The organism is Ihubacter massiliensis (genome assembly GCF_024125305.1).
GTDB classification, from domain to species: domain Bacteria; phylum Bacillota; class Clostridia; order Peptostreptococcales; family Anaerovoracaceae; genus Hominibacterium; species Hominibacterium faecale.
Window position 1 is genome coordinate 362,468 of record NZ_JAMXVH010000001.1, and the last position, 21,008, is coordinate 383,475.

Sequence of the window (21,008 nt, forward strand, 5' to 3'; positions counted from 1 at the left end):
TTATGATCTATTTTGTAGGAGCAGGGCCGGGCGCGGCCGATCTGATCACGGTCAGGGGCTGGAATTTATTGAAAGAGGCGAATGTGATCATCTATGCCGGCTCCCTGGTGAACAAACAGCTTTTGGAGTCGGCCAAGGCGGAATGCCGGATCTATAACAGCGCTTCCATGACCCTGGAAGAAGTGATAGCGGTCATGAAAGCTGCCGAGGAAAAGGGTGAAATGACCGTGCGTCTTCATACCGGGGATCCCAGCATCTACGGCGCGGTCCGGGAGCAGATGGATTTGCTGAGCAAGGCGGACATTCCTTATGAGATGGTTCCGGGCGTCAGCTCTTTTTGCGGCGCAGCGGCGGCGCTGAAAGCCGAATATACGCTGCCGGATGTCTCTCAGACCGTGATCATTACCAGAATGGCCGGAAGGACACCGGTGCCGGAAAAGGAGGAGATTTCTCTGCTGGCTTCCCACGGGGCGACGATGGCCATCTTTCTCAGCACAGGGCTGCTGGTGCCGCTGCGGGAGCGGCTTATCATTGGCGGATATCAAGAGGACACCCCGGCAGCCATCGTATACAAAGCTACCTGGCCGGAGGAGCAGATTTTTTACGGAACCGTAGGAAATCTGCCGGAAATCGCAGAGAAAAATAAAATTACAAAAACAGCGCTGATCCTGGTGGGGGACTTTTTAGGAGATGCCTATGAACGTTCCAAATTGTACGATCCTGCCTTTTCTCATGAATTCAGGGAGGCAAAGAAATGATGGATATTCGTATGATAGGCATCGACCATCAGAGCGCCTGCCTTGAACAGCGCGAAGCGCTGGCCTTCACCAAAGCCCAGGCCAGAAAGGCATTGGACCGGTGGAAGCAGGAGGACGCTTTTTCCGGCGGACTGCTTTTATCCACCTGCAACCGGACCGAGCTTTGGGCCAGCGGCAGCAAGGTCGATCTTTTGCAGCTTTTATGCGATGAAAAGGGCTTGAGAAAAGAAACCTTTGAACCGCTCTTCACCTGCCGCGGGGGAGCGGAAGCCAGCCGCCATCTGTTGCAGCTGGCCTGCGGGCTTAAATCAAGAATTTACGGGGAAGATCAGATCCTGACTCAGGTGCGGGACGCCCTGGAACTGTCAAGGGCGTGCGGGGCCGACGATACGGTGATTGAAAAACTGTTTCAAACGGCCATTTCTGCCGGAAAGCGGGTAAAGACGCAAGTTCGAATGGAAAACGCCGATCCTTCCGCGGCCAGAAATGCGGTGCTCCTCTTGAAAAAGAGACTGGGGGACCTGACCAACGTTCCCTGCCTGGTGATCGGAAACGGTCAGATGGGAAAGCTGGCGGCCAATCAGCTGACGGACAGCGGCGCATCGGTGACCATGACCCTGCGGAAAAAAATCCACGGCACAGAAGTACAGGAATCCATCATTCCCCAAGGCTGCCATATGATCGACTACGATGAGCGGCTGGATCATTTGCAAGATTACAAAGGGGTGATCAGCGCCACCTTAAGTCCCCATTTTACCATTCGAAAAGAGCAGGCAGCGGACAAATCCTTTCAGCGGGCCGTTTGGATTGATCTGGCAGTGCCCAGGGACATCGATCCTGCTGTCAGGGAGCTGTCCGGGGTCGAGCTCTATGATATGGATCAGCTGGGAGATGGGGAAACAGCAAAGAAAAACAGCAGGGCGTTCAAAGAGGCAATGGAAATTCTGGAAGACTATGAGGATGAGCTGGAGCGATGGTTCGCTTTCAGACGGCATGTGGAACGGGTAAAACAGATTTCCGCTGTCACGGTCCAGGATGCGTGCAAGCGTATGGAAAAGCTGACAGCTGCTGAGGCGATGGACCATGCGGTGGAAAAGCTGCTCTTTGGGCTGCGGGACACGCTGCCCGAGGAATTATGGGAACGCTGCTTTACGGCGCTGGAACAGTCGTCGCAGCGGGATACGTTGAAAACGGGAAAAGGAAGATAGCATGAAACTATATGTGGTGGGGCTGGGCCCCGGGGATTTGTCCCAGGCAACGGGCCGGGCCCTGGATATTCTGGAAAACTGTCAGGTGATCGCCGGATATACGGTTTACATAGAACTGATCAGAGAACGATTCGGCAGCAAAGAGTTGATTTCCACCCCTATGAAACAAGAAGTGAAACGATGCAGGCTGGCGATTGAGGAAACGTTGAAAGGGAAAAGCGTAGCCATGGTTTGCAGCGGAGATGCCGGCGTCTACGGGATGGCCGGCCTCATCTATGAAATCGCGCAGGAATACGATCCCATTGAAATTGAAGTGGTCCCCGGGATCACAGCTGCCTGCAGCGGCGCGGCAATCCTGGGAGCACCGCTGATTCATGATTTTGCAGTCATCAGCCTCAGCGACCTTCTGACTCCATGGGAGCAGATCGAAAAGCGTCTGGATTATGCGGCTATGGCTGATTTTGTCATCTGCTTGTATAACCCATCCAGCAAGAAGCGCCATGAGTATTTGAAAAAAGCCTGCGACCGGATATTGGCCCATAAGGATGGGAGCACCGTCTGCGGCATTGCCCAAAATATTGGAAGAGATGGGGAACGCGGACGGATTCTGTCTCTGAAAGAGCTGCGGGATACACAGGTGGATATGTTTTCCACCGTCTATATCGGCAACTCCACCACCAGGAAAATCGCCGGCAAAATGGTCACGTCCAGGGGATACCGGATCGGAGGAGACAATGGCTAATATTTTAATCTTTGCAGGGACGACTGAGGGAAGAAAGCTGGCAGAGGCCGCTGCCGCAGGTCAAAGCAGCACCCATCGGTTCTGGGTCAGCGTTGCAACAGAACACGGCAGACGGCTGCTGCCAAAAGACAGCGGGCGCCTCACAGTGCTGGCCCGGCGATTGAGCCGGGTTGAGATGACAGGTCTGATTCAGCGGGAAAAGATCCAATGGGTGATCGATGCTACCCACCCTTATGCGGTAGAGGCTACGGAGTATATTCGGGCGGCGGCAGAAGATACAGGCGCATCTTACTGGCGGCTGGTGAGGCACGGGGAAGAAAGTCCGGATTCCTATACCATTGTTGACAATGCCAAGGAAGCGGCGGATTATTTGAAAACCACTTCCGGAAAGGTACTGGTGACCACCGGCAGCAAAGAGCTGGAGGCATTTACTCGCATCCCTGATTTTGAAAAACGGCTCTACCCACGAATTCTGCCGACGCCGGAAATGGTGGCCAAGGCCTTTTCTCTGGGGTTTGATGCTGCTCATTTAATCTGCATGCAGGGGCCCTTTTCCTACGAATCCAATCTGGCTATGCTGCGGCAGATCAAGGCCGACTACTTGGTTACCAAAGAGTCGGGAGCAGCAGGCGGGTTTGCCGAAAAGCTGGCAGCAGCCGAAGAAGCGGGAGCAGGCGTTATCATCATCGGAAGACCGCAAAGGGAGGAAGGCATATCGCTGGAAGAAGCCATGGCTCTGTGCTCCCTGGAGGAAGCGCCCAAAGAACGGGCCGCATGGTTTCCCATGTTCTGCGATTTGACCGGTAAACAGATTTTAGTGGTGGGCGGCGGCCGGATCGCGGCCAGAAGAATTCGAATTCTTTCTCAATACGATTGCCGTCTGACCGTCGTCGCTCCTCAGGTGCTGGCTCCTGTTAAAGAACTGGAGAGACAGGGCCTTCTGCGGATTAAAGAAAAGCCCTATGAAGAAGCCGATCTTTTGGGAGCGGATCTGGTTCTTGCGGCAACCGGCGACCGGCAGCTGAACAAGTCCATCGGAGAGACTTGCAAACAGCGGAACATTACCGTCAATGTGGCTGACCGCAAAGAAGAATGCGATTTTTATTTTCCCGGTGTCATAAGGCATGGGGATTTGACCATAGGATTTACTGCGGGAGGAAAGGATCACGCGCTGGCAAAGAAAGCGAGGATCCTCATTGAACGCGGACTGGAAAATGGTCTTGATCGATAGGAGGGGGATTATGAAGAAACGAGTCATTGTGGGAAGCCGGGACAGCAAGCTGGCTGTTATCCAGGCCAGGCTGGTGATGGAGCAGATCCAGCGCTTTCATCCGGAACTGGAGCTGGAGCTGGTGACCATGAAAACCACCGGTGATAAAATTCTCGATAAAACGCTGGATAAGATCGGCGGCAAAGGTCTGTTCGTAAAAGAGCTGGATCGGGCGCTGCGGGCCGGACAGATCGATCTGTCGGTACATAGCTTGAAGGATATGCCCATGGAGGTCCCGGACGATCTTCCGCTGCTGGCCTTTCCCACAAGGGAAATCGCCACCGATGTCCTGGTGCTGCCCAAAGGCGCTGAAGGACTTTCTAAAGGCAAGCCCCTGGGCAGCTCCAGTCCCCGCAGAAACGTGCAGCTGAGCCGGCTTTACCCGGATATGGAACAAAAGAGCGTCCGCGGAAATGTGCAGACAAGATTGGAAAAGCTGGACAGCGGCCAATACAGCGGCTTGATTTTGGCCTATGCAGGGCTGAAACGGCTCAATTTGGAAGAGCGGATCAGCCGGGTTTTTACGGCGGATGAAATGATTCCGGCAGCCGGACAGGGAACCATGGTCGTTCAGGGCAGAGCCGGGGAGGATTACGCTTATCTGGACTGTGTGGACGATAGAAAAGCCAGGGCGGAAGCTGAGGCGGAGCGGGCCTTTGTCGCCTATCTGGAAGGCGGGTGCAGCGCCCCCATCGGAGCTTATGCGGAAATGGCAGAGCAGGAGATTTTGATTCGCGGACTGTATTGCGCTCCCACCAAAAATGAGCCTTATATGGGGCGGATCAGCGGACCCAAAGAGCAGGGCCGCGCCCTTGCAGTCCGTTTAGCAAAACAGTTGAAAGAGGAGGCGGGAGCATGATGGATGAGCAAAAAATGGGAAAGGTCTGGCTGGTGGGAGCAGGGCCTTCCGATGAGGGTCTTTTTACATTGAAAGGAAAAGCAGTTTTGGAAGCGGCCGATGTGGTCGTGTACGACAAGCTGGTGGGGCAGGGTATCATGGCCATGATCCCCACAGGCATCCGCAGGATTGGCGTGGGAAAAGAAGCCGGTCATCATCCCGTGCCTCAGGAGCAAATCAATGAGATTTTGCTCAGAGAAGCTCTGGCCGGCCATCGTGTCGTGCGTTTGAAAGGGGGAGAGCCTTTTGTGTTTGGCCGCGGCGGGGAAGAACTGGAGCTTCTCTGTCAGCATCAGATTCCCTTTGAGGTGGTCCCCGGCGTTACCTCAGCAGTCTCGGTCCCCGCTTACAATGGTATCCCAGTAACCCATCGAGAGTTTTGTTCGTCGCTTCATATTATTACCGGCCATACCAAGAAGAACGATGAAGCGGATATCGATTATGAAGCCCTGGTACGCCTGAAAGGGACCCTGGTGTTTCTCATGGGTGTATCGGCGATGCCCAAGATCTGCCAGGGGCTTCTTGAGGGCGGCATGAGTCCTGATATGCCGGCCGCCGTACTGGAACGGGGGACAACTGCCCATCAGAGGAGGGTGGTATCGACGGTTTCCGATCTTCCCCAGGCTGCTAGTCTGGCAGAGATTAAAACGCCTGCCATCATTGTGGTTGGCCGGGTGTGCGCTTTGGAGAAAGCGTTTCACTGGGCGGAGGACCGGCCGCTGGGAACAAGGAAGATCGCAGTGACCAGACCCAAGGACAGGAACTCTTCTTTGGCGGAAAAGCTCAGGCTGCTGGGAGCGGAGGTAGTGCTGATGCCAACCATTGAAACAGAGCCCATTGCCAATAACCAGCGGCTGGATCAGGCGCTGGACCAGATCGGCGCCTACAGCTGGATCGCCTTTACCAGTGCTGCCGGCGTAAAGGCTTTTTATGATGCCATGAGCCGGCGGAGAATGGATATCCGCAGGCTGGGACCGATCAAAGTGGCGGCCATCGGAACCGGTACCCGCAGGGCTGTAGAAGAGCGGGGCATTTTCGTGGATTTGATGCCGGAAGTCTATAGCGGGGCAGCCCTTGGACGTGCTCTGGCAAAAACGCTGGCTCCGGAGGATAAACTCCTGCTCCCGCGGGCTGCGATGGGTACGGACGATGTGGCAGCTCCTCTCAGGGAAGCGGGCCTGTCTTTTGACGATATTCCCGTTTATGATACCAAAGAGGGAACCTGTGATGGTCCGGGTTATGATGAAACGGTGGATTATGCGGCCTTTACCAGCGCATCTACAGTGCGGGGATTTGTCAAGTTGAACCCCCATATTGATTATTCAAAAGTAAAGGCTATTTGCATCGGCAGGCAGACGGCGGAGGAGGCTGAGCGGTACGGCATGGAGGTGACCATATCGGCCCAGGCGACCATCGATAGTATGATTGAAACTATGCTGGGGCTGGAACCATGATGATGCTCATCCATTTGATGCCCCTTGCCATAGGATTTTTTCTGGATCTTTTGATCGGCGATCCCTATTGGCTGCCCCATCCTGTACGGCTCATAGGAAAAGCCATTGAGCGGGGTGAAAGGATTCTGAGAAAGGCTTGCCCGGATACAGAGCGGGGCCTTTTGGCCGCTGGAACGATTTTGGGAATTGTAATTCCATTGCTGGCCCTTTTAATCCCGGCAGGGATTTTGTTTGCGGCTTACCGCTGGAAGCTGTGGGCGGGCATTGGCATAGAGACGATTATGTGCTATCAGATCCTGGCCATAAAATCCCTGAAGAAAGAGAGCATGAAAGTCTTCTGGGAACTGAAAAGAGGCAGCCTTTCAGGAGCGAGAGAAAAAATATCGATGATTGTCGGCCGGGATACGGACCATCTAAATGAAGAACAGATCGCCAAAGCCGCAGTTGAAACTGTGGCCGAGAACACTTCCGACGGAACGGTGGCGCCCATGCTGTTCATGGCCCTGGGCGGCGCTCCTTTGGGCTTTTTTTATAAAGCCATTAATACCCTGGATTCTATGGTTGGGTACAAAAACGATCGCTATTTGCTGCTGGGCAGGTTTTCAGCCAGGACAGATGATGCGGCTAATCTGATACCGGCCAGAGTTTCGGCGCTGCTGATGCTTGGAGCTGCCATGGTGCTGGGGATGGATTGGCAGAATGGATATCGGATCTTCCGGCGGGACCGTTTTAACCATGCCAGCCCCAACAGCGCCCAGACGGAAGCGGTGTGCGCAGGGGCACTGAACATTCAGCTGGCCGGCGATGCTTATTATTTTGGAAAACTTTATCCAAAAAAGACCATTGGCGATGAGGAAAAGCCTGTTTCCTATGAACATATCTGGGATGCCAACCGCCTGCTCTATGTGACAGCGTTTCTTTGCTTGGCGGTTTCTTTGGCAATTCGGGCGGCGGTTATAACGATGATTGGAGTATGGCAATGACAGAATTTCAACACGGCGGAGATCTTTATACAATCATGGAAAAGGGCGGCAGAACAGAGGGGGAGCTTCTGGATTTTTCGGCGAATATTAATCCTTTGGGCATGCCGGAAAGGGTCAGAGCCGCTGCTGCTTCCGCCCTGGCGTTTTGCGACCATTATCCCGATCCAAAGTGCCGGGCTCTGGCCCGGGCTCTGGCGGAGAAAGAGCGGATTCCTCAGGAATATTTGGTGTTCGGCAATGGGGCGGCGGATTTGATCTTCCGCATCGCAGCGGCGCTCCGGCCGCGAAAGGCTCTGGTAACGGCGCCCACCTTTTCTGAATATGAGAATGCCTTGAAAAGCGTCCAATGCCAGGTCCTTCATTATGCTTTGGAAAAAGAGAAGGACTTTCAGTTGGACGAAGCATTTCTCGCCTGTTTGGATGAACCTTTGGATATGGTGTTTCTCTGTAATCCAAACAATCCCACCGGGCAGCTGATTCCACCGGATCTGCTGGAACGGATCGCAGAAAAATGTGAGGAAAAAGAAATTTTTCTGGTGGTGGATGAATGCTTTATCGATTTTGTGAAAGAACCCCAGGTCTGCACGGTCAAGGACTTGCTTTTCCAATGCCGGTATCTGTTTGTGTTGCGGGCCTTTACCAAAAACTATGGGATGGCCGGGCTGCGTCTGGGCTACGGAATGTGCGCCAGGCCGGATGTGCTCCGGCTTATGCGGGAGGCAGGTCCGCCCTGGAACGTTTCCCTTGTGGCCCAGAAAGCAGGTATCCAGGCTCTGCAGGAGGACGATTATCTTCAGAAAGCGCGTGATTTGATCTTTGTCCAACGGGAAAAACTTCGCCAGCAATTAATCGGCCTGGGGTACTGGGTCTTAGAGGCTGCTGCCAATTATTTGCTTTTTCAGCTGAGACAGCTGGAGGATCCGGCTTACATCGATGAATTTACTTCGGATCTTTTGGAGGATGGCATTCTCATTCGGGATTGTTCCAATTATGAGGGCATCGGCAGAGGCTATTTTCGCATTGCAGTGAGAACAGAAGAAGAAAACCAGCGGCTTGTGGAAGCGCTGATCAGGAGGGAGAGACGATGGCAAAAGCAATTATGATACAGGGCACCATGTCCAATGCGGGCAAGAGTCTGGTGGCCGCCGGCCTGTGCAGGATTTTCAAGCAGGACGGTCTGCGGGCGGCACCGTTCAAGGCGCAGAACATGGCGCTCAATTCCTTTATTACTAGGGAAGGGCTGGAAATGGGGCGGGCCCAGGTGACCCAGGCTGAGGCGGCGGGAATCGAGCCCTCTGTGTTGATGAATCCTATTCTCCTCAAGCCGACCAATGACACCAGCTCTCAGGTGATCGTCTGCGGTGAGGTCATGGAAAACATGAGCGCCCAGGAATATTATAAGCATAAAAAAGAGCTGGTATCCAAGGTCAAGGAATCCTACGATCAGCTGGCCGCAATGTACGACATCATTGTTTTGGAAGGGGCGGGAAGCCCGGCGGAGATCAATCTCAAAGAAAACGATATTGTCAATATGTTCATGGCCAAGCTGGCCAAGGCGCCGGTGCTGCTGGTGGGGGACATCGACCGGGGCGGTGTATTTGCTTCCATTGTGGGCACGATGCAGCTCTTTGAACCGGAGGAGCGGGAGCTGGTGAAGGGAATCTTAATCAATAAATTCCGCGGCGACCTTTCTATTTTAAAGCCCGGTCTGGATCAGCTGACAGAGATGATTCAAAAGCCGGTTGCGGGGGTGATCCCTTACATGCATTTGGACATTGATGATGAAGACAGCCTCAGTGAGCGTTTTTATAAAAAAGATACTGCCGGACTGGTGGATTTGGCGGTGATCCGGCTTCCCAGAATTTCCAACTTCACTGATTTCAATGCCCTGGAATCCATCCCATCGGCATCGGTCCGCTATGTGGATACGGCCGCATCTTTTGGAGAACCAGATTTGATTTTGCTGCCGGGAACTAAGAACACGATGGCCGATCTGCTGTGGATGCGTCAAAATGGTCTGGAAGCTTTGGTTTTAAAACATGCGGCCAAGGGAAAGCCGGTTTTCGGTATCTGCGGAGGCTATCAAATGCTGGGAAGGACTCTCAAGGATCCTTATGGTGTTGAGCATGGCGGGGAAATGGCAGGTCTGGGCCTGCTTCCCAGTACGACGGTCTTTGGCAGGGATAAGGTGAGGACCCGCGTGTCAGGCACCTTTGAAACGGTGCAGGGGATATTTGCGCAGCTTTCCGGAGTCTCTTTTGAAGGTTATGAGATTCATATGGGAACTTCTCTTTTGGAGGAAGGAGCGGTTTTGTCCAGCATTGCAGAAACAGGAGAATTCCCCAAAGCCGACGGGCTGAATCAGGGCAATATCTATGGTTCCTATGTTCACGGGATCTTTGATTCGGAGAAGGTGGCTAAAACCATCGTTTCGGCTCTTTTGAGGGCAAAAGGGCTCGATGACGGCCAAGTGGCGGGCATCGATATGGCCGCTTATAAAGAACAGCAGTATGATCTGCTGGCAGACGGCATTCGCCAAAGTATTGACATGGATCTGCTGTATCAAATCGTAGAGGAGGGTGTGAATTATGGAAAATAAGGGGAGTTTGCAGGAAGTTCGGCCTGATGAAATTGAAAAACGAAGCTTTGAAATCATTTCCCGGGAAATCGGTTCTGTGGAGCTGGATCCTCTGGAAGCGCCGATTATAAAAAGAGCCATTCATACCAGCGCTGATTTTGACTATCTGGAAAATCTGGTCTTTTCGCCGGGAGCGGCTGGCCTTGCCATGGAAGCGGTTTTAGGTGGCGCGACGATAGTAACGGATACCAATATGGCTTTTTCCGGCATCAACAAGCGGGCGGTGGAAAGACTTGGCTGCAAGGTGGTGTGCTTTATGGCGGATGAGGATGTGCGATCCGCAGCAAAATTGAATGGAACAACAAGGGCTGCAGCCAGTATGAAAAAAGCGGCATCCATTGAGGGACCGTTGATCTTTGCTATCGGCAATGCGCCCACTGCACTGGCAGCCCTTTATGATATGATCGCTGTCGGGATGCTGCACCCGGCTCTGATCATCGGCGTGCCGGTGGGGTTTGTCAATGTGGTGGAATCCAAAGAATTGATTATGAAAACCGATGTTCCTTATATTGTGGCCAAGGGAAGAAAAGGCGGAAGCAATATTGCCGCTGCCATCTGCAACGCGATTTTGTACCAATGCGGCGGGCGGGATGAGTAGCCGCTGCGGAACTTTATGGGAGCTTTTGGATTCCCGACAGCGCAGCTAAAAACTCGATGCCCAGGAAAAGGATCATCCAGATCGATGTAAAGGCATAACGGTAATACTTCTTTGGCGCCATATGCTCCGTCACATAACATTTCAGTTTAATGCGGTTTCTCCATAAAACAAGGAGCCCGCCAGCGAAAAACACAGAAATGATCCCCCAGTTCAATACTGTCTGAACATTGGCAGAAAACCCTGAAATGAGATGGGGCCATATATCACCCATTACACAATTATTAATGATATGCAGCAGGATGGCCCAGTAAATCGAGTATTCAATGGTTATGTAGGCCAGCACGATCCCTACGCAAAATGCAAACATGCCTTGAATAAAGTTACCGTGCATAACACCAAACAAAACAGAAGAAACAATAATCGCGAACTCTTTGCCATGGCTCTTCAGGCTTTGCAGGACAAAGCCTCTGTACACGATTTCTTCTGCTGCCGGCCCCAGCAGCGAAGCATACAGGAACATAGAAATTGTTGTGCTTCCGCTGGTGGCAGATTCTACGTCCCCCATAATCGTATACCCAAACGCATTGAGTCCGTTTTCAAATCCAATAGATGCTACGCTGAAAAGAAACTGAAACCCTAAAAGCACGCAGGCAGCCTGTAAAAACACAGAAACACGCATCTTTTCCACACTGGCTAATATGCAGGTTTTCATGTTATCCCGTCGGAAATAGAGTATTAAAAATAAAATTCCGATGGCGATCCCAATAATACTGGGGCCGCCGTACAATCCGATGCTTAGTTCCAATTGGTGCAAAGCTTTGGACAACTGTGCTTCGTCCGGATGTTCCAGTATAAGCCGGACGCTTTGAATCAGTGTATCCCCCAGTATAACTGCCAGCAAAAGGATATTGTAAAAAAGTACTGCCCTTGCAATGCGATTTACCTGTCTTTTAAATTCTTTCATCTTTCTTCACCATCCTCCTTTTTATACGTTAACTATAAAACAGGCCTGCACAGTAGGGTGTTTTTTGTTGTGAAAGACTCTGAATTTGTTGCGAATCGACTCAGAACAAAATGATTTTAAGAGAATATACGGATAAACCATCCTGGGTTTCGATCTTGCGCTCCATACTGCCCATATATTTTTCGATCGCAGATTGTATGTTGAGCAGGCCAAAACCATGGTTGACTTCATCGGGCTTTCGTGTGGCCCCCGCAGCTTCTATGCGGCATCCGGCCTCTACGGGATTTTCAAATGTGAGCAGATGCATATTGCCTTGGTGGAGGATCGTCACTTTGATCCATTTATCGTTCAATTGGGATGTCTGGAGGGACTCAATTGCATTATCCACAGCATTACATAAGATGGTGCAGATATCCACCGGATTCCAGCCGCCTTGCCGGAACCGTCCTTCAACCAGCAAGGCGATCCCATTTCCGGCAGCCTGCTGATTTTTCTCATTTAAAATCGCATCTGCAATGTCATTGCCAGTATGAATCTCTGACTCTGTCTGACGTACCAGATTGCCCAGCTCCGCCAGATAATCCTTCATATTTTCATATTGTTCCTTCTCTGCCAAATCGTTTAACACTGCAAGGTGGCTTTTCATATCATGCCGGATTCTCCTTACCTCCTGCTGCGTCTGGCGATATGCCTGAAAATGTGCCAGCTCAGCCTTCAGATAACGTGCATTTAGTTCGGACACATGATAGTAGTAGTCTTTTTTGTTTCCCTGGACGACCATTGCAATAATGACTACTTCCATAAGCACTGCGCTTAAGCTCCCTATGTTAAGAAAAAACCGTATCTCTAATCCGGCGTCAAGAATGTCTTCTGCGCAAATGAGCAAAACAGACATGACAAACAGAAAAGTCCCGGTCACATTCAAAAGGATTCTTTCCCAGCGTTTGAGGCTGCGAAATTGGATTTCCCTTTTAAATTTTATCCGCCACTGTTTTCCTTTCCACCAGAAGATCAGGAGGGCAAGCCAGAAAATAGCGTCGACAGCGATTGCGGCTGGAAATGAAATGTCCAATTCCTTTTGTGTGACCATGTAAGAAATGCTGGATACGAGAGAGGCCAGGGCAAAAACCATTCCTGCCACAGGGACCACCACAAACATGCCGCGTATCCGTTTGGTCCGCCGAGCGAGAAACACATAGAGGCAAAGATATAAAAAAGGGATCAGGATATAGGTATCCTCAGGAACGGCACTGATGCACAGGGAAACCAGCAGGGTTGCAAGGAAACATCCAATAAAACCAATCCGGTATTTTTTGCTTTTGAGCTCCGGCTCCAGATAAATATAGTGCAGGATCAGCCAAAGCCAGAGCATTGTCTCAATTCCCGCATAAAAATTATAGATCACTTCTGTCCACATTCCCTATCTTTGCTCCCTTAGATAATGCATCATGTTTTCTTTAAATTCCCTAGACCGGCTGTTGCTAACCGGTATCCTGGTTCCTCCCCGAAGCAGAATCTGTTTTCCGTCATAAGACCGGACATGGAGAAGGTTCACGATATAGCTTCTGTGTACTTGGGAAAACAGCACTTGGGGAAGCTGCTGCAGCTGTTCCTTGAGTTTTCCCCGTATGAGATAACTTCTGTCTTTTAAAACAACCTGCAGGTATACGTTTTCGCTTTTGATATAATAAATATCCCGATAAGGCAGATATATCTCACCTCCGTCAGAGATAATCTTTATTTTTTTCTGATAAATCTTGGTTTTCTCCACCGCCTTCAGTGCCTCTTCCAGCTTCTCCCGCTGCAGTGGCTTGGATAAGAAACGGAATGCCTCTACTTCATAGCCGCTCATGGCGTATTCCGTATGGCTTGTTAACAGGATAACCGGAATATGGGCATGGCTTTTTTTTAATTGCCTGGCTGCTTCAAGCCCATCCATCTCATCCATTTCGATATCCAGGAATACACATAGATATCCTGCCGGATCATTATCGACAGCATTCAGCAGTTCCTGTCCGGACGCGAAAGTAAGAGCGCTGACATCCAGGCGCTTGTAATAATTTTCAATTTCTTTGTACATTTGCTGCCGTGTGCGATATTCATCATCGCAAATCCCTATTTTCATCCTGACACCATCCCAAGCTAACTTGATTCCCCGGCCTTTGACAAGAAGGGGCGTATTATATCTCACCTGAATTATATCATTAATGATTTGTTTACAAAAGCAAAATAAGCTGCCGGATACATTTAACGACCCGGACGCAGTCATAAAGTTAACAACAACGCAGTCATAAAGTACTTGCGTCAAGCAGCCAAATCCGCTATACTATAAGAGTCGATTTTCTAATGCGACATGCAATTTCAAATTTTTTGGAGAGTTGTCAGAGTGGTCGATCGTGCAGCACTCGAAATGCTGTGTCCTTAACCGGACCCAGGGTTCGAATCCCTGACTCTCCGCCAATAAAAATATCCTCGTTTTGCGAGGATATTTTTTATTGGTGGAGAAATATCAAACAGAAGGGATTCGAACCCGAAAGGGTGCGAGCGTAAAGTGAGGCAGCCCGGCGGGCTGCCGAATAGGGAGCGGTCCAAAAAGTCTGCAAGAACTATCTGAAGCTAAGCAGGGAATGCAATTCTCTCGCCTATGATACAATTTATGAAATACACATTATTGTCATACTGTTGCAGAATAACCCATTACTGTTCATCGAGCGCATATTACATTTTTATAACAAAAATGAAAAAATTAACATAGATGAATTGCAGCTGCTTCAGGATTATGCAGAAGTATTCGGACTTGGAAATAAATATCATTTCTATATGTTCTCCAAAGGTGGATTTACCGATGCATTGATTGAAAAAGCGGATGCAGGAGAGGTTAAGCTGATATCTTTAGAGGATATGTATTTATAGTATTTTTACCATTGAATACGGCGTTGTCGCAAGGTATAGAATAGTGAAAGATGCTCGACGCGACTCGCAAGTTATACTATTCTAACCATCGGAATGCGGCGTTGCCGCAAGGTATAGAATAGTGAAAGATGCTCGACGCGGCTCGCAAGTTATACTATTCTAACCATTGAATACGGCGTTGCCGCAAGGTATAGAACAGTGAAAGATGCTCGACGCGGCTCGCATCTTATAATTTGTTTGCCACGACGAAAAAATTTCACGATATTCAACTTTGAGGCTATGCCGCACTCAATGGAGAATAACGTATAACACATCGTGATCTGTGTCTGGCAGCTTTTCCCACGATGAAAAATCATCGCGAACTTAGAGCAAAACAAGCTCAAGCGATCATTTTACGTTTCACCTTTTATGAATCCGGGTCAGAAGGGCCCACTCCTTCGGAACCAGAATGGCGGAGCAACGCCTCTCCGAATGTTTCGTATTTCCGACAGTTCACAAAATGGATCGAAAAAAGGGCATATCGCATTCGTTTTCACTGCTATGCTCCCTTCTAGGTAGACAAGTGAAATAACAAAAACTTGTCACTTAGGAGGGAGCATATTTTATGTCTGAAAAAGTAAAAGAACTATTACCAGAACAAAAACTTTGGTCTTTAACGGGCAGCTTCTGCCACTGATAAAAGAAGCTTATGAGGAAAAAAGTGGGATTTTAGGTTATCGTCAAATGACAAGAAAGCTGAACCGGGAAACTGATTTTTCACAGTGATCGTGGATACCAGTATACCTCAAAATCATTTAAGAAAAAGTTGGATAATGCCGGTATAACCCAGAGTATGTCCAGAGTGTCTTGCTGCATTGATAATGGTCCAATGGAAGGCTTCTGGGGGATGCTAAAATCTGAAATGTATTACTTAAAAACGTTTCATACCTATGAAGAACTAAAACAGGCAGTAACCGAGTACATAGATTACTATAATGGCTCACGATATCAAAAACGACTCAACTGCATGACGCCTTTAGAATACAGGCACTACCTGCAAACAATAGCTGCATAAAAATATCTCCAGCCGAACAACTACGGCTGGAGATAGAAAACTTTTTTTTCCATCTGTCTACTTGACAGGGGGGCGCTTCAAACGAATGCGACAGCCCCTCCTTTTTTTATCCTATGTAGCAATTAAGATTATATTCTACAAGTTATTAGCCACTTCAAAGGCATCCCATATGGCATACATAATATTGGAAACGTTGCGCGCATCCCCTAACAGATGCAGGTCCGCATAATCATACTGGATCTCTTCATAGAGCTGCCTGTTGGATTCATAGCCAACGGCAAGGATGACACTATCGCAAGGGAGAACCTTGCTGCCCTGGGCGGTTTCCACGGTAAGCTTTCCCGCCTCATAGGACTTTGCTGCAGCGCCTGTGAGCACTTCAATGCCATGGAACGGGATTAACCGCTCCAGCATTTCACTGTTTGCATGGCAGAGGGGCCCATTGACCGCCAGTACTTTATCCAGCGTTTCTACGATGGTCACTTTTTTTCCTTCCTTGGCAAGCCAAAGAGCCGTTTCGCATCCAACAAGGCCGCCGCCGATGATCACCACTGTATCCCCGCAAGCTTTTTCTTTCATCAGCACTTCTGATGCTGTATAAACGTTCTCCTCATCGCCAAGGCGAAACCGCTTCGGAGTCGACCCGGTGGCCAGAATCACAGCCTCGGCCTTTTCAGCGGCTATTACCTCAGAAGTTGCCTTGGTGTTTAAATGTACCGTAACATTATGAAGCTCCATTTGCTTGGCGAACCAATCGGCCAGGGCAAGGTCATCCTCCTTGAAATCCGGTGCTCCGCCGGGAAGAAGGTTACCGCCTAGCCGCCCGGCCGCTTCGTATAGTACTGGCTCATGGCCCCGAATAGCCAAGACGCGGGCTGCCTCGCAGCCAGCAACGCCGCCGCCGATGATCACAACTTTTTTCTTCTTCGTAATTGGATTATACGCAGCGTAACGCTCGCGGCAAGCTTGCGGATTCACCGCACAATTAAGGGCCGAGTACTCCTGGATCCTGCCCATGCAGCCTTCTTGACAGGAAATGCAGGGTCGTATTTCATCCACCTTTCCAGCACGAAGCTTATTGACGTATTCTGGGTCGGCAAGCAGCGGCCTTCCCAAGCTGACCAGATCACAAGTGCCTTCAGTGACAGCGGCCAGAGCCATTTCCGGGTCATCCATCCTGCCGGCGCAGATGATCGGCACCGCTACCGTCTCTTTCATCAATTTAGCATAAGGCCGGTAGAGCCCCTTTTCCTGGTACATAGGGGGATGGCTCCACCACCAGGAATCATAGGAACCTACATCTGTATCAAGCGCATCGTAACCGTAATCTACCAGCAGTTTTGCCGCTGCCACGCCTTCTTCCAGGTCCCGGCCTTTTTCCTCAAATTCCTCTCCCGGCAGGGCTCCTTCCCGCAAATCTTTAATAAAGCTCTTGGGTGAATAGCGCAAAGTCACAGGGAAATTTTCGCCGCAGGTTCTCTTGATTTCTTCGACGATCTCCTTCGCAAAGCGGAGCCGGTTTTCCAGGCTGCCGCCGTACTGATCGGTTCTTTGGTTAAACAAGGCGATGGCAAACTGGTCGATGAGATATCCTTCATGGACTGCATGGATCTGCACGCCGTCAAAGCCTGCACGCTTGGCATTGTAAGCGCCTTTTCCAAACTGTTCTACTATGGTTTTGATTTCTTCTGCCGTCAGCTCACGGCAAGTACGATCCAGCCAACGGTGTTGGATCGGCGAAGGTGCTACCGGCGGAAAATCGCCAAGGTTTGTGGGAATCGTCACGCGTCCAAAACCACCGGACATCTGCAAAAAAACGTTTGCCCCGTAAGCGTGGATGCGCTCGGTCATTTCCCGAGAGGTCCTGGTGAAGTGGACTGGGTTATGGGTCGAGCATGGGACATTGGGCATACCGTGTTCCTCTACCACATTGTCAACAAAGCTGACGCCGGTAATGATCAACCCGGTGCCACCTTTGGCCCGCTCTGTGTAGTAGTCAATCCCCCGTTGGTTAAAGCCGCCTTCGGCATCGGCAAGGCCCAGGGGCCCCATGGGAGCCATGGCAAAACGATTTTTGATTTCTAACTTTCCTATTTTTACAGGTGTAAAAAGCGTTCGATATCTGCTCATTTTAGAATCCTCTCTTTCTGGTTGCAGGATAACATATAATTTTAAACGTGTCAATATTTACATGTTTGCTTTGACAAAAAAGATTGCAGATGGGGAAACTCTTATGTTAAAATGGAACAAATTCTAGGAGGAGATTGGATGCGTACATTAAAATATGCGATTTTAGGCCTGCTGAGCCGTGAAGATATGACCGGATACGATATAGCGAAAATTTTCAATGCCGAGTTGGCGAATTTTTGGAATGCAAAGCACAGCCAGATTTATCCGGAGTTGAAACGCCTGACAGAAGAAGGCCTGGTTACCTTTCATGTGGTGGTGGCCGGAGACGTGCTGGAAAAGAAAATGTATTCCATCAGCGAGCGCGGCCGCAAAGAACTGCACACCTGGCTCATAAAAGACGAACTATTAGAGCCTACGCCCAAGGACAAGTTTCGGCTGCGGGCCTACTTTGGTGACCAAATGGATACGCAGGACCTGTGCCAGCTGGTAGAAAGCCAGCTCCGGCAGCGCCGCCTGAAGCTGGAATTTCTTTCGCAGCGATTAAGCGAATATGTAAAGGTTCCCAAAGCGGGGACGGACCGCTTTGGAGATTATATCCTATTGGAAGGTGCGGTCATGCGGGAAGAGACTTATATCGCATGGCTGGAAAAAGTCCAAGGGTATCTGCTTGTGTAGTTGTAGGGCAATGTATCGTTTGACTCAACAATTGGGGAAACAACTTAATTGTTGAGCTAATTGTTTCGCACCGTAGTGGACAGCGTTATAATATAGGGTTTGAAAAAATGTGTTTTTTGGCGGATAAATTCTAGGAAAAATGTGCAACGTAATGCGTTTTCAGATTTGGTAAAATGGAAAAACAGTGATGAACGTAAGCCGCTGGTTATACTCTCTTGTACCGGATAAGCTGCTGGCTGCTCTGGAAGTCTATCACTGCGGAAAACTCTATCAAAAGACAGAATGATTTTGTGCTTCAAAAGAGATGGCGGCTGTTTGCACCAAAGAACTTAAAAGTACTGGCTGATCAAGGGGTAGGTGATTATGATGCAACAGTGCTGTCCCAATTGATCAAAAAGATATCCTGTTTTCATATTGACTAAAATTCGTGTGATCTAAGAAATAGGGCTGCTGCATGAAAAGCGATTTGCTTCATGCAGCAGCCCTATTGGTGTGCGTCCGGCAGCACATGCTTTTGCGAATTAAAGACGGCATATGTTTTTCGGAATAAACTTAATTCCTGCACCGGTTCGAGTATACTCACTATTTAAGATAATCAAATAAATAGAGCAATCCAAAAAAAGTTAACAAATTAATAGTTGACATATCAATTAAAATAGATATAATAATATTTAGAAAAATCAAACAACAGAGAGGGATACCAATGAAACGAGAACATAAAATACTTTTTACTCCTTTTAAAATCGGAAAGCTTCAGCTTAAAAATAGAATAGTCATGACCGCAATGACGGGGACCGCACTCATCAACAAAGGAAAGTTCAACAGCAGTGTCACCGAATATTACATAGAACGGGCAAGAGGCGGGGTCGGCCTGATCATTTCAGGCTGCTCTGTGGTATATGACATGTTTGGACGTGATTACTGGGTGAATGATGCTGTTGACGTATTTGAGGGACCCATAAAAACTCTGATGGAGCAAATACATGATGCCGGAGCAAAATTTTTTATGCAGATTGGAGCGGGGCTTGGCAGGGTTGCCAACCTGGAAGTGGGCCAGAAATTTGCAGGAGCAGATGTTAATAAAGTGCAATTTGCACCCTCGCAGCTTCCCAATGTTTGGAATAGACAGCGCATCCACAGAGAAATGAACAAAGAAGAGATCGAAAAGATCATCGCTGCTATGATCGAGACTGCTGCCTTGGCAAAGTCCGCCGGAATCGACGGTGTAGAAATACATGCGGTTCACGAAGGATACTTACTCGATCAATTTGCCATTGCAAATACCAATCATCGAAAGGATGAATATGGCGGAAGCCTTGAAAACAGACTGCGGTTTGCAACGGAGATTATAAAAGGCATCAAGAGGGAATGCGGAGCGGATTTCCCGATCATGGTAAGGTATGGCGCAGTAAGCAAAATGAAAGGCTTTAATTCGGGAGCACTTCCTGGCGAGGATTACGTGGAGTTCGGCAGGAACCTGGAAGAAAGTCCGGCAGTAGCAAGGCTTTTGGAAAAAGCAGGTGCGGATGCGCTCGATGCGGATAACGGATCCTACGATTCCTGGTACTGGGCGCACCCACCGGTATATATGCACAAAGCATGCAATCTGCCCGAGGCAGAATACATAAAAAACTTTGTCCGGATACCAGTCATATGCGCAGGCAGAATGGAGGATCCGGATCTGTCGGCAAAGGCGATTGAAAACGATAAGATCGATGCGGTTGGAATCGCAAGACAATTTCTTGCCGAACCGGAATACGTGGAGAAAATACGAAAGGAAGACTTTGAAAATATCAGACCATGCATCGCATGCCATAACGGATGTTTGGGATCATTGCTCGCCGGTGAAGGCGTTTCCTGCGCATTAAGACCTGCTACCATGAGAGAAAAGGAATATGAGCTGATTCCTGCAGAAAAGAAACGAAACGTCATGATAGTAGGAGGAGGTATCAGCGGCATGGAGGCGGCAAGAGTTGCCAAAAAGCGGGGACATGAGGTGGTGATTTATGAGAAGAGCGGTCGATTGGGCGGCGCCTTTACCGCTGCCGCAGCGCCGGCGTTTAAAGAAGCTGATAAAAAGCTGATCGATTGGTATAAACATCAAATGGAGGAAAACCAGATCCCAGTCGTGATAAACACCTGTGTCAATGAGGCACTGATCCGGGAAGTAAATCCGGACGTTCTGATCAATGCCTGTGGAGCTTTTCCAAGGCAAGTGCCAATCCAAGGGGCAGACAGCAGTCATGTTATAGAAGTCAAGGAGCTGCTGCTGAAAGGATGCTGCTTAGATGGGAAAACCGTGGTAGTTGGAGGAGGCCTGTCAGGATGTGAGGCGGCCTACCAGCTGGCCCTTAACGGAGGATGTGTGAGAATCATCGAAATGGCCGAGGATATTCTACAGGGAAAATTCCTCAGTATGGCAAACTCCTCAATGCTCCGGGATCTGATGAAGCGGCATGATATCGAAGTTCTTACATCGACCCGGCTGCGCAGAATTCTCAATGGAGAAATCGAAATCGAACAAGAGCATAAAATCATGAAGATTCCGGCAGATCACGTGGTCATGGCAACCGGGTATCTGCCGAAAGAAACGTTTTTTGACAGATCTGAAGTGAAAGAAGTATATACGGTTGGAGATGCGGTAAAAGCTGGCAGTTTAATGGATGCAATCAAGGATGCTTATCAAATCGCATTGAAGATATAAAAGGAAATGTATTTCTTGT

The 21,008-nt window shown here is 49.5% G+C and carries 17 protein-coding genes and 1 tRNA gene; 14 read left to right on the plus strand and 4 right to left on the minus strand.

Going from position 1 to position 21,008, the window contains the following annotated elements:
- The first annotated feature begins 2 nt into the window (after positions 1–2).
- Genes cobM through NIA71_RS01740 form a run of 10 tightly spaced genes read left to right on the plus strand, consistent with a single transcriptional unit; the run spans position 3 to position 10,549 of the window.
- The gene (gene cobM / locus NIA71_RS01695) at positions 3–758 is read left to right on the plus strand and encodes a precorrin-4 C(11)-methyltransferase (protein WP_148394614.1); all 756 of its coding nucleotides are present in this window, start codon (positions 3–5) and stop codon (positions 756–758) included.
- Positions 755–1,966: a glutamyl-tRNA reductase gene (hemA, locus tag NIA71_RS01700; protein WP_253019550.1), complete on the plus strand. Its 1,212-nt coding sequence runs from the start codon at positions 755–757 to the stop codon at positions 1,964–1,966. Before cobM ends, hemA begins: the two co-directional genes overlap by 4 nt.
- A 1-nt stretch (position 1,967) precedes the next feature.
- Positions 1,968–2,708 (plus strand): precorrin-3B C(17)-methyltransferase, encoded by a 741-nt coding sequence (gene cobJ / locus NIA71_RS01705; RefSeq protein WP_148394618.1) that lies wholly within the window; start codon positions 1,968–1,970, stop codon positions 2,706–2,708.
- On the plus strand, positions 2,701–3,939 hold the full coding sequence (gene cobK / locus NIA71_RS01710; RefSeq protein WP_148394620.1) for a precorrin-6A reductase: 1,239 nt from the start codon (positions 2,701–2,703) through the stop codon (positions 3,937–3,939). Before cobJ ends, cobK begins: the two co-directional genes overlap by 8 nt.
- A 10-nt stretch (positions 3,940–3,949) precedes the next feature.
- Positions 3,950–4,837, plus strand: a complete 888-nt coding sequence (gene hemC, locus NIA71_RS01715) for a hydroxymethylbilane synthase (RefSeq protein WP_265333442.1) — start codon at positions 3,950–3,952, stop codon at positions 4,835–4,837.
- Positions 4,834–6,330 (plus strand): uroporphyrinogen-III C-methyltransferase, encoded by a 1,497-nt coding sequence (gene cobA, locus NIA71_RS01720; RefSeq protein ID WP_367177849.1) that lies wholly within the window; start codon positions 4,834–4,836, stop codon positions 6,328–6,330. The genes hemC and cobA overlap by 4 nt, the downstream gene beginning before the upstream one ends.
- A complete protein-coding gene (gene cbiB / locus NIA71_RS01725) occupies positions 6,327–7,313 on the plus strand; it encodes an adenosylcobinamide-phosphate synthase CbiB (protein ID WP_367177851.1) in 987 nt (328 codons plus the stop codon). The genes cobA and cbiB overlap by 4 nt, the downstream gene beginning before the upstream one ends.
- A complete protein-coding gene (gene cobD, locus NIA71_RS01730) occupies positions 7,310–8,416 on the plus strand; it encodes a threonine-phosphate decarboxylase CobD (protein WP_148394622.1) in 1,107 nt (368 codons plus the stop codon). Before cbiB ends, cobD begins: the two co-directional genes overlap by 4 nt.
- A complete protein-coding gene (locus tag NIA71_RS01735; protein WP_253019559.1) occupies positions 8,398–9,912 on the plus strand; it encodes a cobyric acid synthase in 1,515 nt (504 codons plus the stop codon). Before cobD ends, NIA71_RS01735 begins: the two co-directional genes overlap by 19 nt.
- Positions 9,902–10,549 carry a precorrin-8X methylmutase gene (locus tag NIA71_RS01740; protein ID WP_148394625.1) on the plus strand — a complete coding sequence of 216 codons (648 nt, stop codon included), beginning with the start codon at positions 9,902–9,904 and terminating at the stop codon, positions 10,547–10,549. Before NIA71_RS01735 ends, NIA71_RS01740 begins: the two co-directional genes overlap by 11 nt.
- Before the next feature lie 13 nt (positions 10,550–10,562).
- Here the strand turns inward: NIA71_RS01740 and NIA71_RS01745 are convergent, their stop codons facing one another.
- From NIA71_RS01745 to NIA71_RS01755, 3 genes are all read right to left on the minus strand, one after another.
- Positions 10,563–11,513, minus strand: coding sequence for a CPBP family intramembrane glutamic endopeptidase (locus NIA71_RS01745; RefSeq protein WP_148394627.1), 951 nt, complete (start codon positions 11,511–11,513; stop codon positions 10,563–10,565).
- Between the two features lie 100 nt (positions 11,514–11,613).
- Positions 11,614–12,930 carry a sensor histidine kinase gene (locus NIA71_RS01750; protein WP_148394629.1) on the minus strand — a complete coding sequence of 439 codons (1,317 nt, stop codon included), beginning with the start codon at positions 12,928–12,930 and terminating at the stop codon, positions 11,614–11,616.
- A gap of 3 nt (positions 12,931–12,933) precedes the next feature.
- Positions 12,934–13,638 (minus strand): LytR/AlgR family response regulator transcription factor, encoded by a 705-nt coding sequence (locus NIA71_RS01755; protein ID WP_253019562.1) that lies wholly within the window; start codon positions 13,636–13,638, stop codon positions 12,934–12,936.
- A gap of 247 nt (positions 13,639–13,885) precedes the next feature.
- Between NIA71_RS01755 and NIA71_RS01760 the strand changes: the two genes are divergently transcribed.
- Together NIA71_RS01760 and NIA71_RS01765 are read left to right on the plus strand one after the other, a co-directional pair.
- Positions 13,886–13,973: transfer RNA gene (locus tag NIA71_RS01760), tRNA-Ser, on the plus strand.
- Between the two features lie 1,258 nt (positions 13,974–15,231).
- Positions 15,232–15,480 carry an IS3 family transposase gene (locus tag NIA71_RS01765; protein WP_148394635.1) on the plus strand — a complete coding sequence of 83 codons (249 nt, stop codon included), beginning with the start codon at positions 15,232–15,234 and terminating at the stop codon, positions 15,478–15,480.
- A gap of 135 nt (positions 15,481–15,615) precedes the next feature.
- Here NIA71_RS01765 and NIA71_RS01770 read toward each other — a convergent pair whose 3' ends face one another.
- Complete coding sequence (locus NIA71_RS01770) at positions 15,616–17,610, minus strand: FAD-dependent oxidoreductase (protein ID WP_227755025.1); 1,995 nt, start codon at positions 17,608–17,610, stop codon at positions 15,616–15,618.
- A gap of 138 nt (positions 17,611–17,748) precedes the next feature.
- Between NIA71_RS01770 and NIA71_RS01775 the strand changes: the two genes are divergently transcribed.
- Both NIA71_RS01775 and NIA71_RS01780 read left to right on the plus strand, forming a co-directional pair.
- Positions 17,749–18,285 carry a PadR family transcriptional regulator gene (locus NIA71_RS01775; RefSeq protein ID WP_253019563.1) on the plus strand — a complete coding sequence of 179 codons (537 nt, stop codon included), beginning with the start codon at positions 17,749–17,751 and terminating at the stop codon, positions 18,283–18,285.
- 703 nt (positions 18,286–18,988) lie between these two features.
- Positions 18,989–20,989, plus strand: a complete 2,001-nt coding sequence (locus tag NIA71_RS01780; protein ID WP_148394641.1) for an FAD-dependent oxidoreductase — start codon at positions 18,989–18,991, stop codon at positions 20,987–20,989.
- The last annotated feature ends 19 nt before the right edge of the window (positions 20,990–21,008 follow it).